The sequence below is a fragment of the Rhizobium oryziradicis genome, assembly GCF_001939045.1.
In the GTDB taxonomy this organism is placed as follows: Bacteria; Pseudomonadota; Alphaproteobacteria; order Rhizobiales; family Rhizobiaceae; genus Allorhizobium; species Allorhizobium oryziradicis.
In genome coordinates this window covers 53,843-73,958 of record NZ_MKIM01000026.1, presented here as the reverse complement: position 1 = coordinate 73,958, position 20,116 = coordinate 53,843, and the positions used below count along the sequence as shown (strand labels likewise).

Below are 20,116 nucleotides of genomic sequence, written 5' to 3'. Positions count from 1 at the left end.
ATTTAGTCTTTGATGGCCCGCTTATTGAGTTGCTCCCGCCAAGGCTCGGCGTTGAGCGGATTTCGGGCGTCCGCAAGCAAGCATTCGGTTCAAAATGGCAACGCCGATCGCAGCCTCTGTCGGTTGAGCAAGGAAAACGTTGAGATTACCATCCCGTTTTGTGATTAGAGCGAGTACAGATGACCAACGATTACGATTTGGTATGCTCGCCACAAACTGGCGAAGCAGAGAAATCCTGTATCTCAATGCTCGATATCACCAAACAAAACCCGATTCATTTTGCTGATTTGCGGCGCGAAACAAGCGGCATCATCCGCTTGAGCGTGACATCCTTGCGGATGACGTGATGCCACACGGCAGCAGCGACATGGAGAAGGACAATGGCTGCCGCCAAATACGCCAGAGTTTCGTGGACATCCGTCCATAAGGCTTCCGATGCATCCGATATCTCCAGCGGTAAACCAGGAATGACCACAATATCAAAGACATAGCTTGGGATCTGCAACGGCGATGTCGAGACAACAGCCCAGCCCGCCAGTGGTACAGCCACGGTCAGAAACAGAAGTGCTGCGTGAGCGAGGCGGGCACCGATATGCGCAACCCTGCCCGTCCCTGCGGGCGGATGCGGCTTCGTGCTCAACATGGACCATATAACGCGCGGTATCGCCAATGCCAGCACAACGAACCCGATGGACTTATGATACTGGAACAGGTTGAACTGAAGCGCGGGATCGACATCGTCGCCGCTCATCAGATATCCCAATGCCAGCTGCGCGATGAACAGAAGCGCAATCGTCCAGTGAAACAGGACCGCGATCAATCCGTAGGTCGCCGTCGAATTTCGCAGGCGCTTTTCGTCGGCAGACGTGGTGCGAGAAGACAAATCAAGGTTGTTCATTGGCTAGCTCAACTGCTGATACATATCTTTGGCAATGGCATCCATGCGCTTGGGCTCGAGATTGCCCACCAACGCGCATCGGATGGTTTCGTCATCCCACGATACGGCTTCCAGTGAACCGACGTTCGAGCGTCGCATCGCAGTATCTTCGGAATCGGTCGCAGGGACGATGTAGAGCGTGACGCGCTGTCCCGTGGCATCCTCGTACATAAGCTGGCCTGCTGCTCCGGAGGCGCTTGGCAACACTCGACCACCGACCAGTTGCAGGCCCTGGCGACGAAGATCCGGTATGTTCAGTTTGCGGTCCAGCCGTTTCGACAGCCACTTTTGCAAGTGAGAGGGATCCTCGGCATCCGCTCGAACCTCGACAGGGTGTAGAACTTCGCTCGCGAACACATTATGCGCCTGCGTGGCGGCTGCGACGATAGACCGGGTTTCCTCGCCACCGCGCAGGACCAGCCCATGCCCGAACCAGCCCGCAGTCAGCCCGAACGATAGCACGAGGATGGAGGCTGCCGCGAGATTGCGCCAGTGGGTACGCTCCGATCGCACCCGACGCTCCATCTTGATGACATCGAGATTGGCGGGCAACGCGCCCTCATCAATACGGCCATAGAGGGCCGCGAGGGCAGCGTTTTGCTTTTGCCACGCATCGACCTTGCGCGCATCACTTGGGTTGGCCGCCAGATGAGCTGCAACGGCATCGCGTCGCTGGTCATCAAGTCGCCCATCGACATAGGCAATGAGATCCGCTTCGGTTATCTGCGGCTGGCTACCGGTCATTTTATCACCTTGAGATTGGGCTGGTCTTCCTGTGTCATTCGAGCAAGGGAAGAGCGGGCTCTACCCAATCGTGACATCAGTGTCCCCAATGGAATTTCGAGTACCTGCGCCGCCTCTGCATAACTGAGGCCTTCGACCACGACGAGAAGAAGCGCCTCGCGATGTTCAGCAGACAGCTTTTCGATGGCGCGCGCCATTTCTGCCAGCGCCACACGACCGGGCTGGGCGGCCGGCACGAACAGCTGGTCTGCAACATCGTCAATGTGTACCTGCGCAGGCCGGCGGCTGCGGCTGCGCAGATTGTTGCGCCAGACATTGATCAGCACACGGTAGAGCCAAGGCCGCAATGGACCATCCGGCCGCCAGAGTGCCTGTTTGCGGATAGCTCTTTCCAGGCAATCCTGGACGAGGTCGTCGGCGGTATCGCGATTGTGCGTAAGCGCATTCGCATAACGTCGAAGGGCCGGGACGCTCTTTGTCATCTCATCCAGAAAGTCTGGCATGAATGCTATTCCTTAGCTGTGTGCCACACGCCGCCGACGCCGTCGCCGGTAACATCACCGGGCTTTTTATCCATCTGCCAGAGATAGAGCGGCTTTCCGTCATGGGACCACTGCATGGTACCATCCTTGCGCGCGATTGGCTTGTAATCGCCATCGGCCTTGTCGGTCTTCGTGGCGACGAGCGGCGGCCATTTCGTTGCGCAGGCACCATAGCAGGCAGATACGCCGTCGGTATCCTTGTCGAACGTGTAGAGTGTCATACCGTGAGCGTCAGTCAGGATGGTGCCTTGCGCCGTTTTTGTTTCAACAACCGCGCCGCCCGCATAGGGTTCAGCAAGGGCGGCAGTGCCGGCAGCAAGTGTTAGGAGGCCTGCCATAAGAAGATGATGTGCACGCATGACGTAGTCCTTTTTAAGAGAAAGACGGCTCGAACAGGATGTCCGATACCCATTAGAACACCAGCCATTGGCGTTTAATCCCGCCGCGCTGATTTTTTATTTTATCGCGACTTATCTGACGCCTTTCAGTTCCATGTCGAACGCGACGGTGTTTGAGTACAGCGGCACGCCGATGCCCATGCCATAAGGCAAGCGCGGAATGTTTCCGGTGACATGGAAAGTGACCGATCGGGTTTTCTGCTCCATGAACGTGGCGTGGAATGTTTCCGGTCTGGAAACACCACGTGCGGTGAGAATACCCTCAACGAGCGCGCTGCGCGGCCCATCCTGAACGACGCGCTTGGAGCGAAACGTGATCTGAGGATATGCGGCGATATTGAACACTGCGCTGGACGTCAAAAAATTCTCGACCCTCGCCTGCCCTGTCTTGACACTGGCGGGGTTGAGGCTGATCTCCACATAGGATTTTGCCGGTTGGTCTGAATCAATGTCGAAACGACCGGAGATATCGGGAATGGTGCCTTTAATTCCTGGACCTGCAATCTGCTCGATGGAGAACCCGATGTGAGACGCGGGGTCGATTTTATAACGTCCGGCTGCGGAAGACAGTTGATCGGCAAACACGGGCGTGCAGATCAGTGTCATGCCGAGAAAAGCAGCGTGATAAGTGTATTTCACGGCGATAGCTCCTTTGTTGATACGTCATCGCATCAACAAAACACCCCCGTACTGGTTTTAATCCTCTGGATGGATAATAAAGTTCCGAGGTAGCGGTGACCGGATAGTCGGATCTGTCGCAAATTTTCGCGCTTAACCCTATGTTGACGATCTGAAGAGAAATTCCGCTCCGAAAGTTGTGGCGCGAGCCCGTGATTATAAATGCCATTGCCGAAAAGCGGCTGCGTCAGTTTCGTCGGGCACATTGCGGCTCGGTGCGTGTCGATGAGCCCTACGTCAAGATCCGCGGCAAATGGCTATTTGTACTGGGCTATAGACAAGTGCGGAAATCCGGTCGATTTTCTGCTGACCGCGAAGCGCGATTTGGATGCAGCCAAGCGGTTTTTCCACAAGATGCTGAAGGACGAGCCCCTGCTGGGACCGAACAAGATCGGCACGGATGGTGCCAATACCTTCCCATCGACGATCAAAACGTCGGTTGACCAGGGGCTTCTCCATCCTAACCCTGTGCATGACGTGACCAAGCATCTCCAGCATGGCATTGAGAGTGACCATTTCCGGGTGAAGAAGAACATGCCAAAAATCGGCGGCTTCCCGTTCTTCTACACGGCGCTGCGAACCATCGCGGGTTTCGAGACGATGCTTTGGCTGCGCAAGGGCTTCGGCTTTTCAGGTGGCTGGACCGTCAATGACCAGAACGATCTGCTTGCGCGCCTCTTAGGACTCCAAAAGGCTAACAAAGCATGAAAGCATCGGCTGCCAGTAGGTAGTTGCTGTCTGCAAAAATGTTTGCGACACGCCGATTTTCAATGATCCTTGGTATCAGGCGATGTTGAACTGCTTGCGCAGGATGCGGTCAAACAGCGCGCGTGGCAGAAACCGTCTGGCAAACGCCGTCTGTCTGGCATCCTTGCCCGAGGGGTAGCGGAGCTTTGGCTTTCTGGCTTGCGCTGCGGCAAGAATGGTCACGGCAACATCATCCGCCGTGTCGCCGCCTGCCATGGCTTTCGCGAACGCGGCCTGATACCGGGCGAATGTCTCGCGATAGGCTGTAACGGGACGATCGCCCTGCGGGGAATTGGCTTCGATAGACGTCTTTGTCGCCCATGGCTCGATCACCGCGACATGGATGCCGAATGGCCGCACCTCATGGTCCAAGGATTCGGAGTAGCCTTCAATGGCGTGCTTGCTCGCCGTATAGTGGGCACCGAAGGGGCCGGGAATGAGACCCACGACCGAGCCGATGTTGAGGATTCGCCCATGGCCCTGCTTGCGCATGATCGGCAAGACCTCGTTCGTGACCCGAACGACGCCCAGGAAATTGGTGTCGAACAGTGCGCGAACCTGCTCGATTGAGCTTTCCTCTGCGGCACCAGAGATGGCATAGCCGGCATTGTTGACGAGCAGGTCGATGCGACCGAGTTCGGCATGGGCAAGCGCCACGGCCGCGGCCACGGAATCGTCCGATGTTACGTCGCAGGCGACCATGCGGATGCCGGCGCGGACCTCGCCGGGTGCCGCCTTGCGGCTGGTGCCGATCACCCGGTAGCCCGCCCGGCTGAGCGCCAAGGCTGCCGCTTTGCCAATGCCGCTGGACGCACCGGTTATGAATGCAGTTTTCTGTCCTTTGGATGTAGAGTTTGCCATAGCTTTGCTCTCGATCTGGCGCGCAACATTGGGCGCGCTGTCGTTGATTGTTAGGTTTTGATGATCACTCAATGATTGAGGGCCGCACCGAAATGCGGCACCTAATGTTTCAACTGCCGGACGCTTAGTTGAAGCGGGGATAATCCGTGTAGCCCTCAGCTCCGCCGCCGAAGATTGTCGCAGAGTTGACCTCTGCCAGCGGCGCACCGCTCTGCAACCGTTCCACCAGATCCGGGTTGGCGATGAACGGACGACCGAATGCGATGAGATCCGCCTTGCCCTCAGTGACATGCGACGTTGCCAGCTCAAGATCAAAGCCATTGTTGGCAATGTAGGTCTTGGAGAAGCGGCGGCGCAGCGAGCTGTAATCGAAGGGGGCAACGTCACGAGGCCCTGCGGTCGCGCCCTCAACGACGTGAATATAGGCAATGCCAAGGGCTTCAAGTTGGTCGACGATATAGTCGTACTGCGGCTGTGGGTCGCTGCACGAAATGCCGTTGGCTGGCGAGACCGGCGAAATCCGGATGCCAGTGCGCTCTGGCCCGATTTCCTGCGCCACCGCAGCGGTGACCTCCAGCATCAGGCGCGCGCGGTTTTCCACCGAGCCGCCATAGGCATCGGTGCGGACATTGGCGCCGTCCTTGGCGAACTGCTCGAGCAGATAGCCGTTGGCCCCGTGAACTTCGACACCATCGAAACCGGCCTCGATGGCATTGGCGGCAGCCTTGCGGAAATCGTTGACGATGCCAGCGAGTTCTTCCAGCTCGAGAGCACGAGGTTCCGAAACATCAACGAAGCCGTTGTTGACGAATGTTTTGACCTCCGCCCGGATTGCGGATGGCGCGACGGGTGCGCCACCATTCGGCTGAAGGTCGACATGGCTGATGCGCCCAACATGCCAGAGCTGCAAGACGATCCGTCCACCATTCTCATGCACGGCGGCGGTCACTTTTTTCCAGCCGTCGATCTGTTCCTGGGTATAGATGCCGGGCGTGTCCTGATAGCCCTGTCCCTGTTGGGAAATCTGGGTGGCTTCGGAAATGATCAGTCCGGCCGAAGCCCGCTGCGCATAGTATTCGGCGGTCAGCTCGCCGGGCACGAAGCCAGCACCAGCGCGATTGCGGGTGAGCGGTGCCATGACGATACGGTTTGCAAGCGTGATTGCGCCGAGGCTGGCGGATTCGAAGAGTGTGGTCTTGGTCATGATATACCTATGATATTGTCTCTGGATCGGCGTGGGGTCACCGACTTCGGAAAGCTTACGCCTGCGTGCGATAGCGCTCAGCAGGAAGCGCATTGACGAGATTGCCGAGCATGGCTTTGCGCGCGCCATCGGCCGCGTCCCACTGGCCGCCGTCGTGCAGAGGCGGGATTGTCACCGGTTCGCGTCGGTCGAAGCCGACCAGGGCTGCATCCACCAGATCGCCGACTTCCATGACATTGCTCATGGCGTTCACGTCAGTGCCAACATGATCCCAGATCTCGGTGCGGGTTGTGGCGGGAAGCACGGCCTGAATGTAAACGCCCTTGGGTCCAAGTTCGAGTGCAAGCCCCTGAGACAGAAACAGCACGAAGGCCTTGGTCGCGCCATAGACGGACATCCCGAATTCTGGAGCAAGTCCAACGACGGAACCGATATTGACGATCGCGCCTTCGCCTGCATTGGCAAGACGCGGAGCGATAGCGGCGGAAAGCCGGACGAGTGCTGTCGCGTTGAGCGCCACGAGCCGAGTCATGTCTTCGACGCTCTGCTCAATGAAGCTTTTGCCAATCGCCGTTCCAGCATTGTTGACGAGGATGCCGATGCGGGCGTCGTCGCGCAGCTTGGCTTCGACCTTGGCAAGATCCTCAGCCTTGGTGAGATCGGCAGGCAGGATGTCGATCGTCACACCTGTTTCTTCGCGCAGACGGCTCGCAAGCGCCTCCATGCGGACAACATCTCTGGCGACCAGCACCAGATCATGGCCGCGGCGCGCAAAGCGTTCGGCATAGGTTGCGCCAATGCCTGTGGAAGCACCGGTGATCAGGACTGAAGGAATCTGACTCATTTTGGATTGCTCTTTTCTACGGTGGATTCTATATTCATGATAATCATCATGATTGGATTTAAATATGATGGCCATCATGTAAATGTCAATGGCCATCTCGGAGAATTTTGAAAATGAAAGTCAGCAGAGAACAGATGGCGGAAAACCGCCGCCGGATCCTGGACGTCGCCAGCCGCTTGTTTAAGGATAAGGGGTTCGATGCGGTCAGCGTCGCGGAGGTCATGAAGGCAGCCGGCATGACCCATGGCGGCTTTTATGGCCACTTCACCTCAAAAGACGATCTGGTGGCGCAGACGCTGGCGCACGCGCTGGCAGCAGATAGTTTTGGAGACGGCACGTTCAGCGATTTCGTCCGATCCTATCTGGCACCGCGCCACCGGGACAATCCCGGCAATGGATGTCCAATCTCGAGTTTGGCCGCCGCTATTCGCCACCAGACACCTGCTGCAAAAGCCGCGATGACCGAAGGACTCCGCGCTCAGATCGCACGTATCGAGGATGCCCTGCCAGACCAAGACGCATCCGGCAAACGCCGTGCAGCAATTGGTAGCTGGGCCGCCATGGTTGGAGCCGTCATTCTGGCGCGGGCTGTCGATGATCCTGAATTTTCGGGGGAGGTTCTTGAGCAGACGCGGGCATGGATCGATGCAAATGTTGGCTAGGAGCATAAGAGGGTCTGCCTGATCTATGCCCGCTTTGAGGAAAAGATCGAAGCCTGGGAGAGGCTCTCTGAGCAAGGCTCGGCGGCAACCCGGCGCACGGCTATGTTTCAAGAAACGACCCAAAGCAGAGCCATAAATGAAGCTTTAAGCAGATGAACGCGGTTGGCAGGTGCCCTTTAGTACAAACCCGCGCGGGTCGCCAGAAAGGCTGAATTATTGACTTGCCTCACCTTGGCGACGAACAGACTGTGGTGTGGTACCCGTCCATCCTCGAAAAGCGCGCACAAAGGAATTTGCATCTTCAAAGCCGAGCAACAGCGCGATCTCAGCGCTCGACATCATTGTCTTGCGCAAGTAATGATCGGCAAGGGCAAAGCGGACAGCATCGAGAGTTTGCTGGAATGAGGTTCCCTCCTCCTGCAGTCGCAGCTGGAGTGTGCGTGTGCCGGTGCCCAGCTTCTTGCCGATGGCCTTCATCGACACCTCACCGGCGGGCAAGGCTTCTAGCAAGGCACTCCTGACACGTTCGACCATGCTTGCGGTTCGGTCAAGATCCGTCAGCCGTTGCCGCAAGGCCGGCTCGAAAAACAGCCAGATTTTGTGGTTCTCTGTGAGGAAGGGCCGATCAAAATCCGCCGTGTTAAACACCAACGTCGCTAACGGTGTCTCCACGACGGAGATGCCGAAAAACTCCGCGTACAATTCCGCATCCGGCTTCGGCAGGTCAGCCGCTCCAGGCCATGCGACTTTGAGCGGCTTGATTGCGGTGCGTCTGGCAAGCCGGCCGAGTTGCACGAAGAACACAAGTTTGAATGCCAGAAACACGTCAGGCGGCGTCTTGGTCTGATCCAGAAAAGTCAATGGTCACCATTGCCCGCGTCGGACGGCGCTCGACCTTGACGGCCATCGGGGCAATCAGACGCATGTATTTTGCCATGCGCTCGATGGCGTTGCCGAGGTTGGCGCCGCACAGGGCGGCAAACAGTTCCGGATCAAACCAGTCGCTGGTCATAACCTTGGCAATTCGTAGCGGAGCTGGCAACGCTGCGTCCAGCGTTCTGGCCTCGGCTTCGATGGCTAGCCAAAGCTTGGAGAAGTCCAAAGAATTGAGGCGGACCTGGTCAACGCCAAGGAGCCTAAGTTCAGCAATCCCGTCGGCAAAATGGTCGGCATGTTTCTGTTCTTGCAAAGCTACGCGCCGAAAATGTTCGAAGGCTCGATCCTGAAGAGCGTTTCAAAGGCCGCCTGAGCATTGCCTTTTTCCTCAACAAACGGAGCAACCGCCGTGAAATATTACCTCTGCAAATACATTCCCCCACGGGATGATTTTCTAGCGACGATGAGCGCCGACGAGAAAGCATGGATGGCGGGGCACGGTGCTTTTCTCGATGATCTACTCGAACAGGGCGTGATCGTCTCACACGGGCCAGTGATGGATCCGGCTGGAGGCGATCACATCACGCCTGTTGGCTACATCGGGGTTTGGCCAATCGGCATTTACATCATGAAATACAAGGCTGTTGTCGATCTGCACAAAAGTGTCCAGATCGGCGTTCCCAATGACCCTTCCAATGAAGGCCGTGCGCTGCGTGTGCTGTAAAATCAGGGTCTGATCAAGTTCAAGGATGGCACAGGCATTCTGGGCACTACCACCGACAACCCGAAATCGATCAAGATCAGGGAACTGGATGCGGGCATTGTTGGTCGCGCCGAAACACCTTTGCGTCGTGTATCGGGATGGGACACAACACGATGCTCTCAGTTTTTGTAATGCATCGGATCCACTCGAAAAATCGGTTTCCCGTTTTCGGACCAAAGCTGTCGTGACGGCCTTTGAAATCAACCACGGCCGCTCAAATCCGCCTGCCAGCCTTGTCTCAGTGGGTGGTCTTCTGCCAGTGGGAGATTGGTTATCCGGCGGTTTTGGGCGGAATCATAGAGTGCTGTGATCAATTCTATTGATTTTTCTCCTTCCGCAAACGTCGGCAAATAAAGCGTCGCTTGTCCGGTGAGATGCGCATGGATATCGCTCAGTTGGCCGACAAAGCGCGGTGCGACGTCGGGAACGGCTGCGAGGATTTTGTCCAGGTCGGCCTGTTTGCCGGGATCGGTTGCCTCGAAAACCCAGGGGCCCGCACCAACATGATATGGCTCGGTGCTGGATGTGATGGTAACATGCTCAAAACACGCACGAAAACGCGATTTGCTGCCCGCCGCTCCCAAGGTGATGGATGAGGTTACCAATGCGCCTTGCGATGTGCGCATGCTGATGGCGGCGCAATCTTCTGTTTCAATCGGGTTCACCCGTGTGTCGATGAAAGCGGCAACTTCGGTAATGTCGCCTGCCAGAAGCGCTATGAGATTGTGGGCGTGGATGGCGTGGCTGACAATGGCCCCGCCCAATTCGCCTTTCCAGCTTCCGCGCCAGCGCTCGGCATAATAATCGGCTCCCCTCTGCCAATGGGTCTCCAGTGAGAGCACATAAGGCTTCCCGAGCAAGCCTTGCTGGTTCAAAGCATGAGCGGCGCGGTAGCCTGCGCCATAGCGATATTGAAAAACGGGAAAGACTTCTTTCCCGGCCTGTTGCGCCGCATGTTTCATAGCGCGCACCTCGTCCAGGGATCCGGCGATCGGCTTTTCGCACACCACATGCTTGCCCGCATTCAGGGCATCAATGCTCATTGAGGCGTGAAGATGCGGCGGCAGGCAAATATCCACCAGATCAATGGACGCATCACCCAAAACCTCAGAGACATTGGCAATTGCTCGGCTGCCGGGCGCCAGGCTGGCCCCGGCTTCGGCCTTTTCCGCATTGAGGTCGCAGACATAGACCACCTCAAAAAGGTCACTTAAGCGGGCGTAGGCGGACAAGTGATCTCGGCCAATGCCTGCGCCCAACACGGCGACACGAATACGCTTGCTCATTGGTTGATGTCCTTTTCCGCGATGATCTGGGCCTGGAGCGATAATTCTGTGGCTAAAAATGCGTGGGCCTGGGTCATGGCAGTTTCGCTGCGGGCTTCAACATCATGGGCAAGGTTTGCAAAAAATGGTGTGCCAGCGCCCTTCGCATGGAAGCGCTCGACGCCTTTGCCATCCACCACAAACACATGGTCCTCTCCGGGCTCACCGCCAATATCAATGTATTTGCGCATTTCAAGATAGCCCTCGGTTCCGAGGATGGTGATGCGGCCATCGCCCCATGTGGGCAGCCCGTCTGGGGTGAGCCAATCCACACGGGCGTAGCCGCGCCCGCCATTGCCTTCCAGCAAGACCTCGCCAAAATCCTGAAAACCGGGGCGGTCGGCATTGGCGACATTGCCGACATGGGCCGAGACCACCCGGGCCTCGGTTGATGCGGTAAAATGCAAAAACTGATCAAATTGATGGGCGCAGATGTCGTTGAGAATGCCGCCGGTGCGCTCCCGGTCCCAAAACCAGTCTGGTCGCAAATGGCTATTGCGCCGATGGGGTCCAAGGCCGGTGGTGTGCACCACTTTGCCAATGCGCCCTTCTGCAATCAGCCGGTCTGCAACGGTCACACTCTCAATCGCCAGCCGCTCTGAAAAGCACACGGTCCAGCGGCGACCCGTTTTGCGCACCGTTTCTTTAATTCTGACCAATTGCGGGAGCGTGGTACATCCTGGCTTATCAACCAGCGCATCCTTGCCATGCAGCATAGCGGAAATGGCGGTATCGGCCCTCTCGCTATTGATGCCAGAGCAGATGATCAGCGAAACGCTCTCATCGTCCAGCAGCGCTTGAGCTGGCTTTTCGGGTGCATTGCCATAGCTTTCAGCAAAAATTTTGCGAACTTGAGCCGGTGTGTCATCGCTGGTGGCCCAGCCGATCAATTCGGCACCCACGGCGAGCAGGCCGTTTACCATGCCGTAAACATGGTTGTGATCAATGCCGATCACGCCAATGCGCAGATGTGAGGTCATCATCTTTCACCTTACAATTTGATGTCGCGGGCGCGCAGCATGGATTGAATATTGACCAAAGAGCCGGTCTCAATCGACGCATTGGCGGCAATGCCCGTGAGGATCGACCATGCGCCCGCGATATGATCTGAGGCGCGGTTGTATCGATCCGGTTCCATTGTATCGGGTGCAAAAATATAGCCTAGCATCACCGGATCGGCACCGCCGTGATGGCCTTTGGCTTTCGGCACATCCAGCATGCGCGGATGCTCGCCCGCCAGATGCAACTCTGTTGTGACCGCCTCTTCATCCGCGTGCGCCCGCTCGCCGCCAAACACGCCATGCACTTCCACATGACGGTGGGTGATATCACCCTTGGTACCCTGAAACTTGATTTCCAGCCCTTCCCAAGGCGAATAGGCCGTCAGGGTATAATTGGCCGTCGCCCCCGATTTGTAGCGAATATGGGCCTGCATGGTGTCTTCAATGCCGATCTCTTCGTCAAACACGCAAAGATCACGAAAATAACCATCTTCGACTTCACCATCGAGATAGAGCGCTTTCAGGCTTTCGTCGGCGGAGAGATCAAGCTCGAAATCGCATTTATCCGCCACCCGACAGAGGTGACAGCGCGGCCCCCTGCCCTCCAGCCCCAGTGCTTTTGCGGTTTCTGGTCGATAAAAGGCGCGGCGTCCTGAGGCCAGCACCTCGGTTGGCACTGTGCCAAGCCACCAATTGAGCAGATCGAAATGATGGGTGGACTTATGCACCAGCAAACCGCCGGAATTTTCCTTCTGACGATGCCAGCGCCGAAAATAATCGGCCCCATGCACACGGTCGAGATGCCAGTGGAAATCCACCGCCGTCACCTCGCCAATCGCACCTGATGCAATCAACTCCCTGATCTGGGTGCGGGCCGGAGAATAACGATAGTTGAACGTGACTTTGACCTGACGACCTGTGCGCGCTTGCGCATCGACAATCATTTTCAGCCGCGACAAATCAATGGTCAGCGGCTTTTCGCAGATCACATCGCAGCCAGCCTCAAAGGCCCGCACAATATAATCTGCATGCAAAAAATCGGGCGTGGCCACCACAACCGTATCGGGCTTTTGCTCCACAATCAGCCGGTCAAAATCGGCGGCCAGATAGGTTGGCACGCCATTGGTGCCGGGCTTCGAGGCCGCTTTTGCGGCCTCGTTTAGCCGATGCGGATTGCTGTCACACAGGGCAACAATCTCATGCCGGTCCTGATAATCATCTATCACGGAATCACGAAACATCTTGTGTCGTGAGCCACAGCCTACAATCGCAATTTTCACAGCGCTATACTTTCAATTGGGTTTGGCAGTCAGGTTAGGCTCCACGCGGGTGCCATTGGCATCGAAATAATGAAGATCGGCCGGATCAAAGCCGATGGTGAGCGCGTCGCCCACCCGATAGTCTACCTTGCCGCTATCGCTGATCAGCAGCACCTGGCCGCTAGACAGCACCACATGCAACAAGGTCTCGCTGCCGAGATATTCAACCAGCCGAATGGTGGCTTCGCCAGAGACCTTGCCACTGCCAATGCGCAAGGATGACGGACGCACACACAGCGTCAACGTCTGATCGGATGTTGGCAGATCTGGGATGGTAAAATCGGGCAGGCCATCCACCCGAACCCGCGCAATGGACCCCTCGGTTGAAACGTTTGCCGCCAGCATGTTGATCTTAGGCGAGCCGATAAAGCCCGCCACGAAGAGATTTTGCGGCTTGGTATAGAGCTCTTGCGGCGTACCAACCTGCTCGATCTTGCCGCCGCGCAGCACCACGATGCGGCTGGCCATGGTCATGGCCTCCACCTGATCATGGGTGACATAAATCATCGTGGTGCCAAGGCGATTGTACAGCGAGGCAAGCTCGGCGCGCATTTGCACCCGCAGTTCTGCATCGAGATTGGACAGTGGCTCATCAAACAAAAACAGCTGCGGCTCGCGCACAATGGCGCGGCCAATGGCAACGCGCTGCTTTTGCCCGCCCGACAATTGCCGGGGCTTGCGATCCATCAACGGCTCGATTTGCAAGATGCGGGCGGCGTCATTGACGCGCCGGTCAATCTCGGTCTTGCTCATCTTGAAATTCTGAAGGCCGAAAGCGAGGTTTTTGCGCACCGACATATGCGGATAAAGCGCATAGCTTTGAAACACCATCGACAGTTCGCGCTTGGAGGCCGGCAGATCATTGACCACCTTGCTGCCGATGGACACAGTGCCGTCAGTAATATCCTCAAGGCCTGCAATCATCCGCAGCAGCGTGGATTTGCCACAGCCGGAGGGGCCAACCAGCACCAGAAATTCGCCGTCATGAATATCAAGGTTCAACCCATTGATAATGCTGAGTGCGCCATAGCGTTTTGCGACGTTGCGGAGAGTCAAACCAACCATGTCGTCTATCCTTACTTCATTCCGGAGGTGGCGATGCCACGCACAATCAATTTCTGGAACAGGACGAAGAAAATCACCACCGGAACCAGGGAGAGCACCGACATTGCAAACATCTGCCCGTAAGAGGATTGGCCATCCTGATCGAGAAACAGGCGCAGCGCCAAAGGCACGGTGTAGCTTTTGATGTCGTTGAGGTAGATCAGCGGTGCCAGAAAATCTTCCCACACCCAGATCAGCGAGAAAATCGCCGCGGTTCCCATGGCGGGCAGCGATAGTGGCAGAATGATTGCCCAATAGATCTTGAAGGGCGAGCAGCCATCAATCATCGCGGCTTCATCCAGTTCGCGTGGCAATTGCCGAAAGAATTGCACCATCAGGAAAATGAAGAAGGCGTCAGAGGCCAAAAAGCGCGGCACCACCAGCGGCAGATAGGTATCGACCCAGCCAAGCTGCAAGAACAGCACATATTGGGGAATGAGAACCACATGATAGGGGATCATCAGGGTCATCATCATCAAGGCAAAGAAGAAGTTGCGACCGCTAAACCGCAGCCGCGCAAATGCATAAGCCGCAAAGGAGCAAGACAGCAGATTGCCAATCACCGACAGGCCAGTGACAATGGCCGAGTTGATGTAGAAGACGGTAAAGGGCAGCGGCAGGGCGTTCCAGCCCTTGGTGTAATTTTCAAGCTGAAACCGGGTTGGCCACAGCGCCAGATTGCCAAAAATCTCATTCTCAGGCTTGAACGAGGAAGCGACCAGCCAGAACAGCGGATAGAGCATCACGCAGGACATGCCGATCAGAAAGAGATGCTTGAGGATGCGGGCGTTGCGGGCCTGCTTTTCACGTTTCAGGCGCATCTCGTGGGCAACGAGCGCTGCCTCGTCCAGCTCGATCGCGAGCGCCAAATCAGTCGCGTTCGTTTTCATAATGCACCCAATATTTCGAGGTCAGGAAAGCAACCGCTGTGAAGACGCCGATAATAATCAGCAGCACCCAGGCCAAGGCCGAGGCATAGCCCATGCGGAAGAATTTGAAGGCTTCATTGAAGAGATAGACCGTATAGAACAGCAGGCTATCAGCTGGTGCGCCCGTGCCATTGGAGATGATGAAAGCACTGGAAAAGGTCTTGAAGGCCTCGATGGTTTGCAAAACCACGTTGAAGAAAATCACAGGTGCCAGCAAAGGCAATGTGATGCGGGTAAATTGCCGCCAGGCGGGTGTGCCATCAATTTCGGCCGCCTCATAGAGATCACGCGGAATGCTGCGAAGACCGGCCAAAAAGATCAGCATGGGAGAGCCAAACTGCCACATGGCCAGCACCACCAGCGTGTAGAGCGAGGTGTTCGGATCGGTAATCCACGAGCTCAACTGCAAGCCAAAACGGGCTGCAATCTGGTTGATAACGCCATGGGTATCAAACAATTGCCGCCACAGAATGGCGATGGCAATGGACGAGCCGAGCAAGGATGGCAGGTAGAAGATGGCGCGGTAAAGACCAATGGTGCGCAAGCCCTTATCCAGCAGCATCGCCACCGCAAGCGCCATGATCAGGCGGGCGGGAACGGCCAGTGCAACATAATGAAATGTAACATCGATCGCCTGCCAAAAGCGGCGGTCACGGGTGAACATATAGACGTAATTGCCAAAGCCCACCCAGCGCGGCTCGCCAACCATGTCATAGCGCGTGAACGAGAGATAGAGCGATGCCAGAATTGGCCCAAGCGCGAGCAAAAAGAAGCCCAACAGCCACGGCAGCAAAAAAGCATAGGCTGGCCCGTTGCGGGCAATGAAACGTCTCATCGGCATGACCTTCATATCGGGATGAAAATCCCGAACCTTATGGAGAAGAAGCGGATTCCGGGCTGTTAGCCAACCCGAAATCAACAGGCTTACGCATGCATCACTGGGCGCGATCAATGATGGATTGCGCATCATCAATGAATTGGGCTGCCGCATCCTTGGCGGTCATCTTGCCCAAAACAACCTCGGATCCGGTGCGCATAAAGGAATCGCGCACCTCGCCTGCCCCTTTGGGCGCAGGTAAAGGCAGCGGTCCAACCTTGCTCTGGATTTTGTCGAAATAATCGACGGACAGTTTCTCAACCTCGGTCAACTTTGGCTGAAGAGCGGCGCGCACCTTTGGTGATGCAGGAATGCCGCGTTCCAGCCCCAGAATGCCGGTGATCTCCGGATCATTCACCCAGGCGTTCATATAGGCTATTGCCGCCTTCGGGTCTTTGGCATCGCGGCTCAGGGACATGAACATGGAAGGCTTGATATATTGACCGGGCTTGCCGCCGGCTTTGCCGGGCACGGCTGCCGCACCAATTTTGTCCTTGGCTGCCCCTTGAATACCCACCAACTGGTTTGACCAGAAATGCGACATGGCGGTGTCGCCCACGGCCACGCCAGATTCGACAATGGGCAGATCGAGAACCAATGTGCGATCCTTGTTGCGCACAGTGCCAGCTTTGCGAAGATCAGCCCAGAACTGCCAGAAGCTGGCAACGTCATCGGCGGTTGCTGTCACTTTGCCGTCCTTGTCGTAAAATTCATGGCCATTTTGCCGCGCCCAGGATTCAAACACCTCGATCATCAGCGCGAGGTCATCAGATCCTTTGACCTTGCCACTGGTTGATTTGGTGATTTTCTCCGCCGCTTTGGCAAAATCATCCCAGGTCCAGCTCAGGAGATCGGCATCAATGCCCGCCTCTTTAAACACACGGGTATTATACACCATGACTTGCGTGTTGGAGCCGATGTTGAGCGCATACAGCCTGCCATCGACCTTCCCGCCATCAATCGGACCTTGATCGAACCCGTCCAGAATCAGGCTTTTGCCAATAAACTCATCCAGAGGCTTCAATGCGCCACGGCGCACATATTCAAACAGATAGCGGTAATCCATCTGCACCAGATCGGCCATATTGCGGCCCGCAGTCTGGGTGGCCATCTTGGTCCAATAATCGGCCCAGCCGATGGTTTCGCCAGAGACCTTGATGTCGGGATGCATTTTCTGAAACGCATCAATAGCGGCAAACGTGCGTTTGTCGCGGTCGGGATTGCCCCACCAGAAATGGCGAATGGTGGTTTGGGCAAAAGCGGGCAATGCTGGCAGCATGCTTGCCGCAGCGCCTGCGACCATAGTGCCTAGAACTTTGCGTCTTGTCAGGTCAGTCATATATTCCTCCTCCTCAAAGTCACAGGGATGGCCTGGCCAAACCCGATCCGTGACATTCTCCCGTTTCAACAGTGGTTAAGCTTCCTCCTCGCTTAAGTCCGCTGCCAATTTCCTTCGCAAACTTCAGATGTAGCTGCGCAAAAGTTCTGTGAGACAAAACATCGCCATGGCCTGCCCATAGGGCATGGAGGTGCGCTTGATCTGCCGATAAAAATCCAGATCATTGCCCATGGCTGTGCCAAACGACACCTGCTGCAATTCGCCTTCCGCGCTGATATTGTCGATCACCGCCTGCATGGCGCTTTCGGCCACCGGCATATAGTCCGCCGGCAAATAGCGTTTGCGCACGCCCTTCATCAAACCATAGGCAAAACCAGCCGTTGCCGATGCCTCCAGATAGCTGTCGGGATCATCAATCAGGGTGTGCCAAAGGCCGGATGCATGTTGATGGGTTTTCAGTGCCTGCGCCTGACGCCCCAAAATCGACACCAGATGCCTGCGCAACGGATCGCCCTCTGGCAAACCCACTAGCTCGATAAATTCAGGAATGGCAATTGTCAGCCAGCTATTGCCCCGCGCCCAGCGGGCCTTGGCAAAATTGTGATTACCATCAAATGTCCAGCCATGGAACCACAGACCCGTCTCAGTATCCATCAGATATTGGGCGTGTACCAAAAATTGATATTTGGCCTCTTCGACAAATTCCGGCCGGTTGAGAACAAGCCCGATCTTGGCCAGCGGCAACACGCTCATCATCAGCGTATCGTCCCACATCTGCTGGTCGTTGACGTTGTTGTAGACGATATGCTGCAAACCGCCCTCGCGGGTGCGCGGCATGTCATACATCACCCATTCCGCCCATGTCTCAAGATAGGGCAGCCAGCGCGCATCCGGCTTGATCTCATACAGATGGGCAAGGGTGAGAAAGGGTGCCACCGTATTGATATTTTTGGTGGGTGTGCCTTCAGCCAGACGCGCTTCAAACCAAGTCTCGATAATGTCGAGGGCCTTTGGATTGGCTGTCATTTGCCAATATTTGAAAAGTCCATAAAGGCCAATGCCATGGGTCCACTCCCACCCGGCCCAACCTTTGGTGTCAATCACCCGGCCATCGTCAAGTCGGAGCAAAAACTCGCCGGTCTTGTCCTCGATGTGAATGAGATTATCCGTCAGCCGATCAATCAGCTCGCAAACAGCACTGCGCTCCAAAGCATGGTGTTTTTGTTGCAGCAGCGGATGCATGGTGGAGGCCCTCGTGTTTATTTTTTCGGAATGCTATTTCGAAAAACAAGAAATCACACTCCTAAACACTTTTCAACGGTGTTTTTTAATGGCACTATCGGAAACAGAAAATCGCTATTGGTATAGAACGCCTCATGTCTGAGCACGCACCCAAAACAGAGAATGTTGCTGCCGCCCTCAAGGTGTTCGCCGTCATGGAGGCCTTGGCGGAGGAAAAGCGCATGGGCCTGGCCGAGCTTGCCCAGCGCGCCATGACATCCAAAACAACGGCCCACCGGCTGGTGCAAACCATGGTCGAGCTTGGCTATGTTGAACAAGATCCCGAGACGGAAAAATATGGCCTCACCTTGAAACTCTTCAGCATGGGCGCACGCTCGCTGTCTGAAAAAGCCGATTTGATGCGGGTTGCGGATCAGGCCATGGGCGTGCTTTCGCGTGCCACCGGCGAAGCCATCAATCTTGGCATTCTCGATGATCGCGACCAACGGGTCGTTTATATCCACAAGTATGAATCGGCCTATGGCCTGTCGATGAAATCGACACTGGGCCTTCGCAATCCGCTGCACAGTACCTCATTGGGAAAGGCCCTTCTGGCGTGGCGCGACGACGATGAGCTGAAGGAGCGCATCGCAAAAATGGAGCTGACAAAACACGCTCCGAATACCATGACCGATCCCGATGTGCTGCTCGAAGCCTTGCGTCTCACCCGAGAACGCGGGTTTTCTGAAGAGGTGGAAGAGAGTGAAGCTGGCGTGCGCTGCATGGCTGTGCCGATCTTCAATTATCTGGGAAAACCCATTGCCGCCATGTCGATTTCATTCCCGCTTTTTCGCTTCGATGAAGCACGAAAGCCCGACTATGTCGACCTGCTTCTCTCCGCCAGCGCGAAAGCATCTGCAGCCCTTGGCTATCAGGGCAGCTAAAGCAGCGTGCAGAAAATCGGAATGGAGGGTGCACGATGCAAAGGTTTTCACCTGTGGCTTACCCCCTCTGTCATGCCGGGCAGAGGGGGGGAACCGCGCATCAAAACGATTGGCATTAATCTGCCGGATCATTTTTCTCAGAATTCAATCTCAAGTCCGCTTTCACAGAAATCGAACTTGGCTGGCTCAGATTCGCTGTCATCGGCAAACACTGCCTTGACCCATTGCGTGCAATTTTCGCTATTTGTGCTCTGGTCCCAGACGAGTTTTGTCGTTGCACCTGGCTTGATGCCACGGCCGATATCAAAATAACCCCATTTCCGTTTGTTCTCGGAGACCAGGATTTTGATAATGGCCGTGTTGGTAGAGTTTGTTGCCTTGAAAGAATACTCTTCCGCATGGGCGGCAGTGAAGGTTAGGCCACTGCACATAAGGCTGAAGGAAATTGCGACAAGACTTGTGCGCACACCATTCAAAAGCATGTTTATCCCCCGATAATTCAAGTTTGCAGTGAGTTTTTGCATTATACTTGGTGGAAGTCTAGAGGAATATTGACGGCCAAAGACGAGTTGAGGTTTTACGCACTGCAAGGTGCATATTTCCAAGTCATATTGCTATTTTAATATATAAATCCAACTGATAGTCTCTCTTTATCTCTCCCTTTTTTTGCGTTGTTCTCGATCATTTTTGTCACGGTTTGGGAAGCTTCGCAGCCTGTGTGGTTCCAGCCGGGCGGATTTCCGGTGGATCAATCCGTGCAATACTGTCATAGATCTGTTTCGAACCCGACTGGCCTGCTTG

The 20,116-nt window shown here is 55.8% G+C and carries 21 protein-coding genes and 3 pseudogenes; 4 read left to right on the top strand and 20 right to left on the bottom strand.

Going from position 1 to position 20,116, the window contains the following annotated elements; translation table 11 throughout:
- Window positions 1-21 precede the first annotated feature (21 nt).
- The 6 genes and pseudogenes from BJF95_RS23830 to BJF95_RS10590 all read right to left on the bottom strand — a co-directional run.
- Window positions 22-135, bottom strand: a pseudogene (locus BJF95_RS23830) (IS5/IS1182 family transposase); the annotation flags it as partial.
- A gap of 139 nt (window positions 136-274) precedes the next feature.
- Window positions 275-898, bottom strand: coding sequence for a cytochrome b (locus BJF95_RS10610; RefSeq protein WP_075639450.1), 624 nt, complete (start codon window positions 896-898; stop codon window positions 275-277).
- A gap of 3 nt (window positions 899-901) precedes the next feature.
- Window positions 902-1,681, bottom strand: coding sequence for an anti-sigma factor family protein (locus tag BJF95_RS10605; RefSeq protein ID WP_075639449.1), 780 nt, complete (start codon window positions 1,679-1,681; stop codon window positions 902-904).
- Window positions 1,678-2,184, bottom strand: a complete 507-nt coding sequence (locus BJF95_RS10600; RefSeq protein ID WP_075639448.1) for a sigma-70 family RNA polymerase sigma factor — start codon at window positions 2,182-2,184, stop codon at window positions 1,678-1,680. Before BJF95_RS10600 ends, BJF95_RS10605 begins: the two co-directional genes overlap by 4 nt.
- A gap of 5 nt (window positions 2,185-2,189) precedes the next feature.
- Window positions 2,190-2,582, bottom strand: a complete 393-nt coding sequence (locus BJF95_RS10595; protein ID WP_075639447.1) for a COG4315 family predicted lipoprotein — start codon at window positions 2,580-2,582, stop codon at window positions 2,190-2,192.
- 111 nt (window positions 2,583-2,693) lie between these two features.
- Window positions 2,694-3,227 (bottom strand): YceI family protein, encoded by a 534-nt coding sequence (locus BJF95_RS10590; protein ID WP_075639446.1) that lies wholly within the window; start codon window positions 3,225-3,227, stop codon window positions 2,694-2,696.
- Window positions 3,228-3,472: 245 nt separating this feature from the next.
- Between BJF95_RS10590 and BJF95_RS10585 the strand changes: the two are divergent.
- A pseudogene (locus BJF95_RS10585) lies at window positions 3,473-4,007 on the top strand (IS6 family transposase); the annotation flags it as partial.
- A 75-nt stretch (window positions 4,008-4,082) separates the two neighbouring features.
- On the opposite strand, the gene BJF95_RS10580 reads toward BJF95_RS10585, so the two are convergent.
- From BJF95_RS10580 to BJF95_RS10570, 3 genes are all read right to left on the bottom strand, one after another.
- Window positions 4,083-4,907, bottom strand: a complete 825-nt coding sequence (locus tag BJF95_RS10580; protein WP_075639526.1) for an oxidoreductase — start codon at window positions 4,905-4,907, stop codon at window positions 4,083-4,085.
- 124 nt (window positions 4,908-5,031) lie between these two features.
- Window positions 5,032-6,111 carry an alkene reductase gene (locus BJF95_RS10575; protein WP_075639445.1) on the bottom strand — a complete coding sequence of 360 codons (1,080 nt, stop codon included), beginning with the start codon at window positions 6,109-6,111 and terminating at the stop codon, window positions 5,032-5,034.
- A 55-nt stretch (window positions 6,112-6,166) separates the two neighbouring features.
- Window positions 6,167-6,955, bottom strand: a complete 789-nt coding sequence (locus tag BJF95_RS10570) for an SDR family NAD(P)-dependent oxidoreductase (protein WP_075639525.1) — start codon at window positions 6,953-6,955, stop codon at window positions 6,167-6,169.
- Window positions 6,956-7,068: 113 nt separating this feature from the next.
- Here BJF95_RS10570 and BJF95_RS10565 point away from each other — a divergent pair, with 113 nt between their 5' ends.
- A complete protein-coding gene (locus BJF95_RS10565; protein WP_075639444.1) occupies window positions 7,069-7,617 on the top strand; it encodes a TetR/AcrR family transcriptional regulator in 549 nt (182 codons plus the stop codon).
- Between the two features lie 213 nt (window positions 7,618-7,830).
- Here the strand turns inward: BJF95_RS10565 and BJF95_RS24370 are convergent, their stop codons facing one another.
- Together BJF95_RS24370 and BJF95_RS24230 are read right to left on the bottom strand one after the other, a co-directional pair.
- Complete coding sequence (locus BJF95_RS24370) at window positions 7,831-8,478, bottom strand: helix-turn-helix domain-containing protein (protein WP_245297291.1); 648 nt, start codon at window positions 8,476-8,478, stop codon at window positions 7,831-7,833.
- Entirely contained in the window at window positions 8,444-8,806 is a 363-nt protein-coding gene (locus BJF95_RS24230; RefSeq protein WP_075639442.1) for an AraC family transcriptional regulator ligand-binding domain-containing protein, read from the bottom strand. The genes BJF95_RS24370 and BJF95_RS24230 overlap by 35 nt, the downstream gene beginning before the upstream one ends.
- Window positions 8,807-9,004: 198 nt before the next feature.
- Between BJF95_RS24230 and BJF95_RS24365 the strand changes: the two are divergent.
- Window positions 9,005-9,328, top strand: a pseudogene (locus BJF95_RS24365) (MetQ/NlpA family ABC transporter substrate-binding protein); the annotation flags it as partial.
- 128 nt (window positions 9,329-9,456) lie between these two features.
- Here the strand turns inward: BJF95_RS24365 and BJF95_RS10545 are convergent.
- The 8 genes from BJF95_RS10545 to bglB all read right to left on the bottom strand — a co-directional run bounded on the left by BJF95_RS10545 (window position 9,457) and on the right by bglB (window position 18,392).
- Window positions 9,457-10,542 (bottom strand): Gfo/Idh/MocA family protein, encoded by a 1,086-nt coding sequence (locus BJF95_RS10545; RefSeq protein ID WP_075639441.1) that lies wholly within the window; start codon window positions 10,540-10,542, stop codon window positions 9,457-9,459.
- Window positions 10,539-11,561 (bottom strand): Gfo/Idh/MocA family protein, encoded by a 1,023-nt coding sequence (locus BJF95_RS10540; RefSeq protein WP_075639440.1) that lies wholly within the window; start codon window positions 11,559-11,561, stop codon window positions 10,539-10,541. Before BJF95_RS10540 ends, BJF95_RS10545 begins: the two co-directional genes overlap by 4 nt.
- A gap of 11 nt (window positions 11,562-11,572) precedes the next feature.
- On the bottom strand, window positions 11,573-12,862 hold the full coding sequence (locus tag BJF95_RS10535) for a Gfo/Idh/MocA family protein (RefSeq protein ID WP_075639439.1): 1,290 nt from the start codon (window positions 12,860-12,862) through the stop codon (window positions 11,573-11,575).
- A 12-nt stretch (window positions 12,863-12,874) separates the two neighbouring features.
- Entirely contained in the window at window positions 12,875-13,966 is a 1,092-nt protein-coding gene (locus BJF95_RS10530; RefSeq protein WP_075639438.1) for an ABC transporter ATP-binding protein, read from the bottom strand.
- An 11-nt stretch (window positions 13,967-13,977) separates the two neighbouring features.
- Entirely contained in the window at window positions 13,978-14,826 is an 849-nt protein-coding gene (locus tag BJF95_RS10525; protein ID WP_425348690.1) for a carbohydrate ABC transporter permease, read from the bottom strand.
- A 49-nt stretch (window positions 14,827-14,875) separates the two neighbouring features.
- Window positions 14,876-15,769, bottom strand: coding sequence for a carbohydrate ABC transporter permease (locus tag BJF95_RS10520; protein WP_075639523.1), 894 nt, complete (start codon window positions 15,767-15,769; stop codon window positions 14,876-14,878).
- Window positions 15,770-15,869: 100 nt separating this feature from the next.
- Window positions 15,870-17,150, bottom strand: coding sequence for an ABC transporter substrate-binding protein (locus BJF95_RS10515; RefSeq protein ID WP_075639436.1), 1,281 nt, complete (start codon window positions 17,148-17,150; stop codon window positions 15,870-15,872).
- A 123-nt stretch (window positions 17,151-17,273) separates the two neighbouring features.
- Window positions 17,274-18,392: a beta-galactosidase BglB gene (gene bglB, locus BJF95_RS10510; protein WP_075639435.1), complete on the bottom strand. Its 1,119-nt coding sequence runs from the start codon at window positions 18,390-18,392 to the stop codon at window positions 17,274-17,276.
- 134 nt (window positions 18,393-18,526) lie between these two features.
- Between bglB and kdgR the strand changes: the two genes are divergently transcribed.
- Window positions 18,527-19,315, top strand: coding sequence for a DNA-binding transcriptional regulator KdgR (gene kdgR, locus BJF95_RS10505; protein WP_075639434.1), 789 nt, complete (start codon window positions 18,527-18,529; stop codon window positions 19,313-19,315).
- Between the two features lie 137 nt (window positions 19,316-19,452).
- Here kdgR and BJF95_RS10500 read toward each other — a convergent pair whose 3' ends face one another.
- Window positions 19,453-19,791 (bottom strand): hypothetical protein, encoded by a 339-nt coding sequence (locus BJF95_RS10500; RefSeq protein ID WP_175577236.1) that lies wholly within the window; start codon window positions 19,789-19,791, stop codon window positions 19,453-19,455.
- Window positions 19,792-20,116 lie beyond the last annotated feature (325 nt).